This window comes from Lactobacillus colini, from assembly GCF_017874575.1.
Lineage (GTDB): Bacteria > Bacillota > Bacilli > Lactobacillales > Lactobacillaceae > Lactobacillus > Lactobacillus colini.
In genome coordinates, this window is record NZ_JAGGLU010000006.1 from 73,999 (window position 1) to 87,029 (window position 13,031).

The 13,031-nt window shown below is 37.1% G+C and carries 10 protein-coding genes and 1 pseudogene; 4 read left to right on the forward strand and 7 right to left on the reverse strand.

What is annotated here, in order from left to right; genetic code table 11:
• Positions 1-8: 8 nt before the first annotated feature.
• Complete coding sequence (locus J2Z60_RS06375) at positions 9-875, reverse strand: YveK family protein (protein ID WP_209686859.1); 867 nt, start codon at positions 873-875, stop codon at positions 9-11.
• 3 nt (positions 876-878) lie between these two features.
• Positions 879-1,907, reverse strand: a complete 1,029-nt coding sequence (locus tag J2Z60_RS06380; RefSeq protein ID WP_209686860.1) for an LCP family glycopolymer transferase — start codon at positions 1,905-1,907, stop codon at positions 879-881.
• 224 nt (positions 1,908-2,131) lie between these two features.
• On the opposite strand from J2Z60_RS06380, the gene J2Z60_RS06385 reads away from it, so the two are divergent.
• Positions 2,132-2,785 carry a histidine phosphatase family protein gene (locus J2Z60_RS06385; protein ID WP_209686861.1) on the forward strand — a complete coding sequence of 218 codons (654 nt, stop codon included), beginning with the start codon at positions 2,132-2,134 and terminating at the stop codon, positions 2,783-2,785.
• A 198-nt stretch (positions 2,786-2,983) separates the two neighbouring features.
• On the opposite strand, the pseudogene J2Z60_RS06390 reads toward J2Z60_RS06385, so the two are convergent.
• Both J2Z60_RS06390 and J2Z60_RS06395 read right to left on the reverse strand, forming a co-directional pair.
• A pseudogene (locus J2Z60_RS06390) lies at positions 2,984-4,795 on the reverse strand (ABC transporter permease).
• A gap of 13 nt (positions 4,796-4,808) precedes the next feature.
• Positions 4,809-5,555: an ABC transporter ATP-binding protein gene (locus J2Z60_RS06395; protein ID WP_209686862.1), complete on the reverse strand. Its 747-nt coding sequence runs from the start codon at positions 5,553-5,555 to the stop codon at positions 4,809-4,811.
• Positions 5,556-6,059: 504 nt separating this feature from the next.
• On the opposite strand from J2Z60_RS06395, the gene hflX reads away from it, so the two are divergent.
• A complete protein-coding gene (gene hflX, locus J2Z60_RS06400; protein ID WP_209686863.1) occupies positions 6,060-7,340 on the forward strand; it encodes a GTPase HflX in 1,281 nt (426 codons plus the stop codon).
• Positions 7,341-8,255: 915 nt separating this feature from the next.
• On the opposite strand, the gene J2Z60_RS06405 is transcribed toward hflX, so the two are convergent.
• The 3 genes from J2Z60_RS06405 to J2Z60_RS06415 form a co-directional block, all read right to left on the reverse strand.
• Entirely contained in the window at positions 8,256-9,461 is a 1,206-nt protein-coding gene (locus J2Z60_RS06405; protein ID WP_209686864.1) for a L,D-transpeptidase family protein, read from the reverse strand.
• A gap of 109 nt (positions 9,462-9,570) precedes the next feature.
• A complete protein-coding gene (locus J2Z60_RS06410; protein ID WP_245328738.1) occupies positions 9,571-10,275 on the reverse strand; it encodes a C40 family peptidase in 705 nt (234 codons plus the stop codon).
• Between the two features lie 207 nt (positions 10,276-10,482).
• On the reverse strand, positions 10,483-11,040 hold the full coding sequence (locus tag J2Z60_RS06415) for a guanylate kinase (RefSeq protein WP_209686865.1): 558 nt from the start codon (positions 11,038-11,040) through the stop codon (positions 10,483-10,485).
• A gap of 91 nt (positions 11,041-11,131) precedes the next feature.
• On the opposite strand from J2Z60_RS06415, the gene J2Z60_RS06420 reads away from it, so the two are divergent.
• The gene (locus J2Z60_RS06420) at positions 11,132-11,428 is read left to right on the forward strand and encodes a DUF2187 domain-containing protein (RefSeq protein ID WP_209686866.1); all 297 of its coding nucleotides are present in this window, start codon (positions 11,132-11,134) and stop codon (positions 11,426-11,428) included.
• A gap of 65 nt (positions 11,429-11,493) precedes the next feature.
• Positions 11,494-13,023 (forward strand): O-antigen ligase family protein, encoded by a 1,530-nt coding sequence (locus J2Z60_RS06425; protein WP_209686867.1) that lies wholly within the window; start codon positions 11,494-11,496, stop codon positions 13,021-13,023.
• Positions 13,024-13,031: the final 8 nt, after the last annotated feature.

Sequence of the window (13,031 nt, forward strand, 5' to 3'; positions counted from 1 at the left end):
TATTCTCCTTAAACACGTCTACGCTTCTTGTCTTTCTTATCTTCCGTATTCTTAATGCTGAAACTATTAGATAAGTGGAAGTGAGTAACAGTACCTAAGTTAGTTAATCCTACTTCCTTAGTCATAAAGTCATCAGTTCTAACTGTTGTATTCATTGCATCCCGAAGAATCATAATTGCAAACGCAATAATAAATCCTAATACTAAGCCTGCTGCAGTGAATAAAAGTACTCTAGGTGACGTCTTAACACCAGTAGCAGCGTCAGATACGATAGTAACGTTGTTAACACTCATCAAATCTGGAACTTTCTTTTGGAATGTTTTAGCTACAGCATTGGCAATTGCCTTAGACTTATCTGGTGTATTAGCAGTTGCACTTAAAGTAAAGACCTGAGATTGTTGCTGAGTTGATACCTTAACTGCCTTCTGCATTTGCTTAACAGATACTGAGAAACTCTTACCATCACGTTCAATTACTGCAGGACGTGCCTTACGAACTAATTGACGGTTACCATTAGAATCTCTTCGATATACAGCAGGACGTGCCTTACGAATTACAGTAGTGGGATTGGCTAAGTACTTAGAAGCATCCTTCAGAATAACTGGGCTTGTAATAATATCCTTATAAGTATTTACCATTTGAACATTTGCTTGTTGAGTAGCGTAAATTGAGTTAGGATCATTATTATTTTTCTTTTGATTAACTAAAAGCTGTGTACTAGAAGTATACTTCGATGGAATCGCAAAGGCAGCCAAAGCATATCCAATAATTCCTAAACCTACAGTCCAAAATATAATCCGCCAAATATTTTGCTTAACTAATTGCCATAAGTGACGCATATCAATTGTATTGTTTTGCGTTGCTTTTTCTTCCATTAATTATTCTCCATCATTCGTTACGTTAACTTTATTTAATTCAAGTGCTTGACGTATCTCATTAGAAACACGCTGGCGTTCCTTCTTAGGGACAAACTCAACTTCCATTTGGCCATACTTCTGATTACTAATCATTCTACTCTCGCCTTGTGCATGGTCAGTCTGCTGGTTCACAGTAGCTTGGCGATAATCTGCCCCAATATGATACAACTGTGTCATCGTTAAATCTGTCTGCATTTCATTAGAGATTGAACTTAGAAAGTCCTTATTAAGCAGCGTCTTGACTGAGATTGATTTTTTAAGTAAACCAACCACAATACGACGATCACGATCTTGACGACCATAATCATAACGAGGATCGCCATGACGAAGTTGCGCAAAGGCTAAAGCTTCTTTACCCATCATATGATAAGTCTGACCTTTAACGAAGTTATAACCCATATTAGAGAAGGTCAATGGTGAAGTTACAGTAACACCACCGACTTGATTAATAGCCTTCTCTAAGCCGCCCATATTAATCAGAATATAACCATCAATTGGGACGCTGTAGTACTTATCAAGGGTCTTAATAGTTTCACTTACGCCACCGAGATTATAAGCTGAATTAATCTTAATTGGTGATACATCAGGATAATCTGGTAAAACGGCTTCCATATCACGTGGAATAGATACTACCTTAGTAGTCTTAGTTGTAGGATTAATGGACAGCATCATAATCGTATCTGTCCGTCCCTTCCAGTGACGATCCATTGCCCCAGTATCTGTACCAAGTAATAAGATATTAATTGGCTTCTTGGCAGCTAATAGCTTATCTAGACTACGGCCTTTATTACTCTTAGTGTTTTTGGAAACAGGAGTATACATATTATCGGTAGTATCACGTAAGTTCTTGTAGACATAACCTGCAAATAATGCACCTGCTACAATAACTATTCCAATGACAAACCAAAACCACCGCCAAAATTTTCGATGATGTCTGTGATGATGGCGGTGTCTTCTATGTTTCGTATTGTTATTTTTATCTTTATCCATCTTAACTCTCTTCCAAGCAAAATTTCCGCATAAACTGCTACTCAACAGTTTACACCGTTTTGATATTTTTTTCAGCAATTTTTTCAAATTACCATCTTCACAATGTTATCGATTTAACATTAGAAACGCTTATACTATAATAAAGACAGCAATTTTGGTTTGTGCCAATTTTTTAATGTTATTTTTTTAGTTTTAGTTATTTTTAAGTTTAAAGGAGTTTTAAATTGAAAAAAATATACGTCATCCGTCACGGACAAACGATCATCAATCGTTATGATAAAATGCAAGGCTGGTGTGATACACCATTAACTGAAACAGGAATTCAAGGAGCTAAAGACGCTGGCAAGCAATTGGCTAACGTACCATTCGATATTGCGATTTCAAGTGATATGAAGCGGGCAAGTGATACTTGTGAATATATTATGGCTGAAAATTGTAACCATGATGAATTGCAGCATATCGCTACACCACTATTTCGTGAACAATTTTATGGCTTTTTTGAAGGTATGAATTCTGATGAAGCTTGGCGTATGATTGGTGGACCTCATGGCTATCCAACTCGCGATGAATTATTTAACCATGTTGATATTACAACTGTTAAGGATTATCTCAAGCAAGCTGACCCTTATCATGAAGCCGAAGGCGCAGATGAATACTGGCACCGTCTTGATCAAGGCTTCGACATGATCAAGCAAATGAACGGGGCAGAGAATATCTTGCTTGTAACCCATGGCTTCACTATCCGGAGCATTGTGTCGCGCTTTGCCCCAGGTAAGTATGACTTGCGCCATGGTCCACAAAATGCCTCAATTACGATTCTCAATATGGAGAATAATGGAGAATTAAGCGTTGCTTCCTATAATAAGATGACTCTTTAGCTTAGCGTACATTCTCTATCTCTGTATCAAATTCTGCCAATCTGCAGATAACCTGCAGATAATCTGCTAATATTTCCTTATCAAAAGCAACCAATATAATAACAGTTATAATTTATAAATAAATATTTTTATTATGTTTCTTAACCTACACAAAAAAAGGAAAACTCATTAAAGCTTGAGTTTTCCTTTTTTTAGTATCTATCTCTTTTTCAAAACAATTCTTTGATACAAGACTACTGTCAGCAAGTAATAGCCAAGATACAGCACACCAAAAATAGTAAATGGCATCCAAATTCCCTGATACGGATTAGGCAATAGTTTTTTAAAGAACTGTAGCCCAAACAAAACGTCACTAACTCCTAAGATTGCTGGCAATACAAACAATGCAGCAATTTCTTTAGCAATTGAAGCTTTGAGCATCCCTTGCCCAGCTCCCATCTTCCATAGCATCCTATAACGTGGCTTATCACCATTAGCCCCACTTAATACCTTAAACATTAAAGTTTAAGCTAACATTGCTAAGAAAGCAATTCCTAAGAAGAATCCCATAAATTCAAATCCTGCCGCAATAGCATTAATTTCAATAAATTGCCGTACTTTTACCCCAGTTCGTAGCAATTCATAGCTAGGCTTATTCGGCAAGCCAGCCCGCTGCAAACTTTCAATATTCTTAATATTCTGCTTAAAGTTATTGACTAAGAGTAAGCTTACATGATTATTCTGGGCTTTAAGCTGGTTGAATTTATCTTGGTTAATAACTTTAACATCGTTATCACCCATCGGCAATAAAGCCAATAAGCCATTTAAGCTAGCATTATCAGGAAGCTTATTCTTGACTAACTCTTCTGGCTTAATTGTTATCGTATAGTATTCAGTCTGTCCGTTCTTAATCCTAAATTCTTGGCTCTTAATCTGATTATTAAGCAGTTGCTCTTTAGATACATAGATTTTATTCTTCACTTGCTTATAATCAAAGCCGGTCTGCTCACGGACACTAACTTTCTTCAGCTGCTTCCTAACAGCTGGCGTATCTTGATAAAGCTGAACATCATAGTAATTAGCTTGAAGCGAAATATCCGTCACATGAACAAAGTCTAAGCCAACTGTAATTGCTCCTAGTGCTAGGGCAAATAATAAAGAAATAACTGTCAAAATTCTTGTATAATCACCCAGTCTAAACTTCAACTGTCCAATTGTAAATGAGCGTAACTTATGATACTTAAAGTGCCTGTTCTTACTTAAAATATTTATTACTCCAGTGAAGAGAGCATCGAATACAAAGAATGTTCCAATTACAATTGTCAAAAAAGCAATCCAAATAGTATTTGCCTTAAACACCATAGCTTGGGTCATTACCCAATAACCACCAGCCATTAATACTATGCCGGCTAAAGCCTCAATGTTCTTCAATACTGGATGATGGTGCAATCTAATGGGCTTTTGATCTTCGTGAAGTAGATCAATTACTTTAGACTTCACTAGTCGACGCCGATTCCAGAATGCTGCCAAAAAGAAAATCAAAGTAAAAAATACCAAAGTCCATAGCAGTGCTGGCAAATAAAAGCCAATAAACTTATGTAGCGTCAAGCCTAGCTGACTCACTAGAACACTTGATACCCATTGAGCTAAAACTATCCCGATTAAGATACCAACAAGGGTTGCAAGCAAGCCAACTAGTAAGGTTTCAACGAAGATTAGCTTACCAATCTTACTAGTCCTCGCCCCAAGTATCATATACATCCCATAATCCTTCTTGCGCATGCTAAGCAAGAAGCTATTAGCATAGACAATATAGATAAAGGTAATTAAAATCAAGAGCACGATCCCAATCCCAAAAGCTAACCTAATCGTCTGGCTAGTTACAGGAAGGCTGTCATTAAGGAAGTCACCATTAGTTGCCAGCGTCATAAACATATAAAAGATAGCACCAGCTAACGTCAAGCCTGAGAACAATACCAGATAATCCTTAAAGCGGCTCTTAATTCCGGTCATTGATAATTTCCATAGCATAGCTTCCCACCTCCTAACGTCGTCCAAGTTCAGCAATAATCTCTTGGTAGAACTCTTCTCTACTCTTAGAATCTCGCTTTAGTTCCTTGCCGATCTTACCATCCTTAATAAATAAGATCCGACTAGCATAAGAAGCTGAGAAAGGATCATGCGTTACCATCAAGATTGATACTTTATCCTTTCTATTTAAGTCCTTCATCGTTTCTAGTAATTCAGTTGCACTCTTAGAATCTAAGGCACCTGTTGGCTCATCCCCGTAAAGTATTGCTGGATTATGGACTAATGCTCTAGCCGCAGCGACGCGTTGTTTTTGTCCACCAGATATTTCAGCCGGATACTTCTCCAAGATACTACCAATCCCCAGCTTCTTAGCAATTAGATTAACCTTAGCTTCCACTTGGTCAGGCTTTGCATTTTGCAAGGCAAGCGGTAAGGCAATATTCTCACGATTAGTTAGGTTCTCTAATAAGTTAAAGTCTTGAAAGACAAAGCCAATTTCCTGTCCGCGAAAGTCAGACATCTCGTTATTCTTAAGCTTAGTAATATCACGACCATTTATCACAACATTCCCACTAGTTGGTCGATCAAGCGTTGACATGATATTAAGCAAGGTAGTCTTACCTGAACCAGATGCTCCCATAATTCCAACGAATTCTCCACGCTCAACATCGAAGCTAATTCCCTTTAAAGCCTGGTATTGCTTCTCACCTTTTTTGCCATAAGTCTTAGTAACATTAATAACCTTCACCACATCAGTCATAATTATTCCTCATTTCGTACTAGTGTACTACATATCTATTACACTAATAATAATGGAGAAAAATTATTTTGTCAAAAATATTTCAAAAATAAAGTAACAAAGTACCATTTTATCTTTGACTTAATCTAAAAAAAGCCTAAGATAAAGGTTGAGAAACATCTCAGAATTATTAGCTGATGTTATTTCTCAAATGATATTTTTGTTACCAAGTTTGTTATATTCATGACTATACTTATTACAATTATTTTCCATCTCATACAAGATTGCCTTGATTTTATGATGACTTTTTTCAGTTTTTTTAGGAAAACTTAGTGTGAGTCAGATTTTTTTCAATAGTTCAATCCCGAATATAACAAACTAGTGAATCTTTTTTTCTTCATGGTGATCAACTAATTTTTCCTCTTAAAGTCTTGCTGGTAGGTAAGGCTTTTTCTTTTTGGCTTTAGATGCTGTATAATTTAATTAATTTATCAGAAAGCTATCAAATAGAATGTAGGTGAAACAATGATAAATACTAAAGTTGAAAAGCCTAAGGCCTTCCTAGCTGGAGTTAATCTTAATGATCCTAACTTCGACTACTATATGACTGAACTTAGTGAATTAACCCAAGCCAATAATATGGAAGTAGTTGGTCAAGCCAGTCAGAAGCTAGAGAATATTGTAGCTGGTACTTACTTCGGTCTAGGTAAAATTAATGAAATCAAGCACCTAGCCCAAGGCTTGAAGGCTAAAGCATTGATTATTAATGATGAATTAACACCCACACAGATTAGAAACTTAGAGTCAATGACTAAGCTGAAAGTCCTAGATCGGACTGAATTGATACTAGAAATCTTCTCTAACAGAGCTAAGACTAAGCAAGCAAAGCTGCAAGTTCAACTTGCTCGCTTGCAGTATGAATTGCCACGTCTCCACCCTTCTGAAAATAACCTTGACCAGCAACATGGATCCGGTGGTGCCAGCGGCGGCTTCGCCAATCGTGGCTCTGGTGAAACTAAGCTAGAATTGAATCGCCGAACCATTCAAAAGCAAATCAGTGCGATCAAAAAAGAACTACAGGCAATCTCTAAGCAAGAGCAAGTTAAAGCTGCTCGCAGGAATAACTCCCGCCTGCCTAAGGTTGCTCTTGTCGGCTATACTAATGCTGGCAAGTCAACCACAATGAATGAGTTGCTTAGGGCATTTGCTCAAGATGCACCTAAAAAGCAAGTCTTTGAAAAAGATATGCTCTTTGCCACTTTAGATACTAGCGTGAGGAGGATTGAATTAGATGATGATTTAAGCTTTATCTTATCTGATACAGTTGGTTTTGTTTCTAAATTACCACATAACTTAATCGAATCATTTAAGGCAACCTTACAAGAAGCTAAAGATGCCGACTTACTTGTCAACGTCGTTGATAGCTCCGACCGCAATATGGTCCAGATGATTAACACTACCCAAAAGGTCTTAACTGAACTTGGTATCACTCATGTTCCAATGATTACTGCTTATAATAAGGCTGATTTAACTGAAAGAAACTATCCACAAATTGAAGGCAATGATATTCTCTACAGTGCTAAAGATCCAGAATCTATCCGCCAGTTGGCTGACTTAATTACTAAGCGAGTCTTTGCTAGCTATGATAAGGTCAATCTACTCTTACCACTAAACAGCGGTAAGGAAATGGCTTATCTGCACCAATATGGCCAAGTAATAACTGAAGACTACCAAGATGACGGTATTCATGTCATTGCTCGCTTAGCTCCTAGTGATATTATTAAGTTCAAAAAATATGAAGTATAACAAAAAAGCAGCTGAATCAAAGACTCAACTACTTTATTCAGTATTTACGTTGATAAATTAGCTCAATATCGCTACCCTGATGCAGGTCAGTGCATCATCACTACGAATATTATAATAAAGCCTGTAAAATCCTTTAAATTAGGGAGTTACAGGCTTTTATTCTTGTAAAAACAAAATAAGCATGTAATAATAAAATCACAACTTGAAGCAAGTGCATAAGGTCTAGCAAGCCGTCTTGCCTAGCCGGTGTAAGTCCTCAGCTAGCGAAAGTAAGCCGTATGGGTTTGCTTTTTCTGGTGTTAGATTAGAGCTAATAACCTAGTCAGGCGTTCGAAAAGCGTGTAAGCGTGAAAAGAACGACGAGGAGATCGGATTAGGTCTACTGTCGACGGATGCTAATGCGCAGAAGGCAGGCGTAATGAAAATGGTAATGCCCTACCGTAGTTAATACAGCTTGAAAACTGTAGAACCAAAGCGGCTGTTTCAAACATTACGTGGGCTGTTGAAAATGGTTAATAACCATCTATAACTGTTGTCTCTGGCAGATCTGCTAAAATCGGTACTATATGTTATTAAAACATTTTTAATCCGCATGCTTGGCAGACTTGAGCGAGAAAGATTCGCCCCGGAATCCTTAGCTTGAAGGCTAAGGCAGTAGAGAGGATCGAAGGTTAACAAGGTACTGGGTCGCTCCCAGATGCTGCGGTGTTGACTGTTCCGTTGCATAATAAGCATTGTTGATAGATTGATAGGTACTAATAATACCCAAGTTGTATATGAGAGGTAGAGTTTGCGCTCTACCTCTTTTTTTAAGTTTGACTTACATAATCGATATTACTTGACTTTAGGTGGAAAATGCATCACTTGAGGATGCATTTTTGCTACAAAAAAAGACGACCTTGGGTCGTCTAATCATTAATAAACAATAACTGGTTCATAAGTATGAACATTGTTCCAAATACTCTTAATCTCTGAAGGGCGAACGTTAACGCAGCCGTGAGATCCACCGCGAAGATATGCCGTCTTAGACCAGTCAGTTCTCCAGCTGGCATCATGGATTCCACAACCATCAAGAGTAAATGGCATCCAATAGCTTACCTTAGAAGCATACTTAGAGCCATCATCATTAGTACCCCTTAAGACACTAGGTGACTGCTTGTAGCCAATATAGTAAACGCCTGTAGGTGTCGCATCAGAACTACCACTAGACTTCTCTAAGGTACCAGTAACAACATCATTAACTGTTACTACCACCTTGCCACCCTTAACAACCCACAGCTTCTGAGCCTTAAGCGAGACAATTACATAAGAGTTACCTAAGCCATGGTTAGACATACCATAGCCCAGTCCACCATCAGTAAAGCCTTCACCATAAATGTAGTCCTTACCATCGACTTGCTTAATACCCTTGCTAAAGGCTTGTTCAATAGCTGGAATTAGGCGATCATTATTAATTGCCCAACCATAATTACCATTAGTAACCTTCAACTTCTTACCAGTTGCTAACTTAATAGTATAAGAAGTGTGAAGGGTATTAACCTTCTTGGCAATTGACTTAATCTTATTCTTCAGACCAGTATTATCTTCATAAATATACTTACCATTCTCATAAGTAATGCGACCAAACATCTCAGCCTGCTTCAAGTCATAAGACTTGCCAGCAACCTTATATGTAACTACTCTACCAATCAGCTCTTTTAGCTTCTTCTCTGCAAGATGAGTATCCTTAGGCAAGTAACTCACACTCTTACTACTTGGCATCTTAGTGTATTGCTGCTTGAAATACTTTTCAACTTGCTTCTTAGTGATAATTTCATCAGCGGACTTGCTAAAGATTATCTTGTTACCTTCTAAGGTAACGCGGTCCTTGCCCTTCTTATTAACCTTCTGATAAGCCTTATTGACGGTTAGCTTACCTACTGAAACATCATAAATCTTAACATTTTGGTTGAAGTGTGTCTTATTAAACTCTTCTGCTTGGGCATTCTGCTGAGCGTGCACATGTCCAATAATTAACCAACCGAGCAAAAGAACAATAACTATTGCCGCAACCCCAATTATCCAGCGAGTATAATTCGGATTAGTATTATTACTACGACGTCTTGGCATTTCCTCGTTCATTTATACCCTACTCTTTTCCTTAATTCTTGTGTTCTATTGTACCACAAACACAAAAAGACCGCTGTTATTAATACTCAGCGGTCCTAGTCTTGAATTTTAACCTTAAATATTAAAGTACACGTACACCGTATGATGGATAGAAGTAACTACTAATTGATGCAACAGTTACGTTCTGACCTGGTTGTGGTGCATGGATGTATTGGTTATTGCCAAGGTAGATACCTACGTGGTAGTTACCCCAGAATACTAAGTCACCTGGCTTCAAGTTAGAAACAGAAACTCTCTTACCAGCATTTAATTGTACATAAGTAGTACGACCAATATTCTTACCTACAGCATTGCTGTATACATATGAAGTTAAGCCTGAGCAGTCAAAGCTGTAAGGACCTGCAGCACCGTAAACATAAGGCTTACCTACTTGCTTTTTAGCTAAATTAATAACCTTTTGAGCAGCTGCAGTTGCAGTAGTTGAAGTAGGTGCTTGAGAAACAGGCTTCTTAGCAACTTTCTTAATTACAGTAACATTCTTAGCTTGGATCCATTGATCCTTGCCAACCTTGTACCATTGAACACCACTTGCATCAACAGCTTGACCCTTAATCTTGTAAGAAGAACCAGCAGCCAAAGTCTTACCAGTAGCCTTACCATTGTAGTAGCTAGTCATAACAGGAGTAGCTGCATTAACCTTAGCAGTCTTAGTAGCTGCTTGTACATGATGAGCAGCAGAATTATTTACAGTATTAGCAGTTGCTACACCGGTAAAAGCAATAGCGGCGGCAGCAGAGATTTTAATAAGATGACGTTTAAGATTCAAGACAGTTTCCTCCAAAATTTATTTCGTTAGTTTAAATTCATTAAGTGTAGCTCGTCAATTAAATTAGCTACAAAATTAAAATTCATGTTTATCAATTCACAACAACTATTGTAGTTCCTTATTGTTACAGACATGTTACAGAAATAAACCGGACTAATTACAAAATTGGTTAAGTTTTTATTATTTTTTGTAAAAAAGCTTCTTTTCTTAATTTTCGGATAACATTTTTACAACTCTATCAAGATATACAGCCGTATCTTTCCAATTATCATTTTCTAAAATGTGGGCTTGCTTCTTTAATTCAGGACGTAGATGCAAATCACGCTTAAATTCGGCACTATTAAGGCGACGTTGAATCTCAAGTGGATCATCACCACGTTCAATTAATCTCTTAGTCAAGGTATCAAAGTCCTTAACTGTTAGATAAATAAAGTAAACTTGCTCGCCTAAAGCTTCTAAATAAGACTTTACGCCATCTGTTTCAACAATTAATGATGCTAAATTATTCTTATCCCAAGCTCTCTGCAAGGCTTCCTTACTGGAGCCATATTGATAATCACCATACCTTACATGTTCAAAAAAGTGCAGCTTTTCAAAGCTAAGATCATCTTCAAAATAATAAGATATACCATCTACTTCACCCTTCCTCATTGGGCGCGTTGTATGAGTTACTACCCGGGGAATATGATATTTCTCTTGTAAATAATTAGAAACTGTCGTCTTGCCAACCCCACTTGGGCCAGCAATAATGATTATTTTATTCAAAACTTTCACCCTTGCTTGAAATTGGTCATTATATATATTAATATTTCACATTGTAAAACAAAACGTACGTATTAAAAAAGGGGATTTTACTATGAAAAAATCTGACGTTAAATTAGGTCAAATCCTTGCAGCTACTTCCGAAGAAGAAATGAAGCATCCCTTTCAAGGTAAAGTTGAAAAAATTTACGAAAATTCCGCTCTACTTTCAATTACTTCATATGATCCTAAAGATGAAACTGCAGTTAGTGATTTAAACAATAAGATGGTGGTTAACTTCAAAAGGTTAAAGAAGGTCAAATCACCAGCTCAAGGCAGGGTTGCTTCCATTAACGATGTTAAAGTTTCCAAAATCGGCGATAAGGAAAAATCATCCAAGAAGTCTAAGTAAGCAGATAACTTAAGGTGAATCAGCTGATTCACCTTTTTATTTTATAGTTAAGAAAGGAACTTATCGTGCAAAAGAAAATACAACAGGGCTTGTTCTGGTTTATCTTACTACAACCTTTTTTGGACTTTTATTGGCTCAATAAACCGCCACTAGCTGATATTTTGCCATTTTCGATTCCAACAATTGTTAGAATCTTAGGAATTTTCACTTTAGCTTGCATGTACTTTAGCCAAAAAAAGAGCTGGCAGCTACTTAAACAGCAGCGATGGCTTATAATTTATCTGCTGCTATTATTAATTTATAGTGCAGCTCATTTATTACACGTGCGCAACTTTAATAGTTTATCACCAACTAGTTACAATTTCTCAATAAGTTCAGAAATTTTTTACTTAATTAGGATGTTCTTGCCGCTGGCTGTCATTTATCTAACTAAGTTTAGTGATTTTTCAGAAAGAAAACTAATACACCTAATTCAAGGTTTAGTAGGGATCTTTGCAGGGATTATCGTTTTTTCGAATTTAGTTATTAAGTCATTGCGGGCTTATGGTGATGGCTGGATCAGTTACAATATTATTGACTGGTTCACCCATAACCTACTCTCCTATACCTTAACAGCAGCTAAAGGATTCTTTTATTTCACTAATACCTTAGCTGCTATCATGTTTATGTTAGCCATCTTAATGCTCTATGCGATGGTCAGAAACTTTAACTGGTTGAATGTCTCACTCTTCATCTTGCAAGGTTTAGCCATGTTAATTATGGGTACCAAAACCTCGACTATGGGCTTTATCATTGCGCTAAGCGTTGGGTTAATCATCTACCTCTGCCATGCCTTGATATTGAAGAATATCATTATTTCAAAAAAAATTGTTCTCTCTTTGATCTTAATTGCTGGTCTTTATATTGCGGCCTTGCCTAAGAGTCCGATGGTTGCCCGCTCAAAGGCAGACATCGCCTGGGTCCAGCAAAATAAGGGACCTTATAGTGAAAATCACCTAAACAAAAAATTAACCAGCGGCTTAAAAAAGACCGACTCTAAAAAAGAACACCAACAATACTTGCGGAATTTTATCGAAAAATACTATAACTACTACCACATCAATCCAAAGTTTATTACTAAGTCTTACCCCTATCAACAAGACCCTGAGTTCTGGTATCACATCATTACTAAATATTCTGCTGAAAAGCGCTTGAATAACCGTCTAATTGAAATGGCAATGCTTAAGCAAGTCGTTAAATATAATCATAATCCACTTGATAAGTGGCTGGGTATCTCTTATGCTAGAACTTCTAATATCTATAACCTTGAAAGGGACTTTCAATATCAATCATTTAGCCTAGGTTGTATTGGAGTTATTCTCTTCTTAGGTCCATATCTGATTAGTGAGTTATACGCTATTTATTGCTGGTTTAAAAATAAGTCTGCACGGCATATAATCAATTCAATCTTAATCAGTGCTAACGGCTTTTGCCTGATAGCAGCTTATTATTCAGGCAACGTCATGGACTTTCTAACTGCGACAATTATTTTAGCCTTCTTCACTGGCTACATGATTAAAGAAATTAATACATCCCGTTCAAAAAAGCTCGCCTAGGCGAGCTT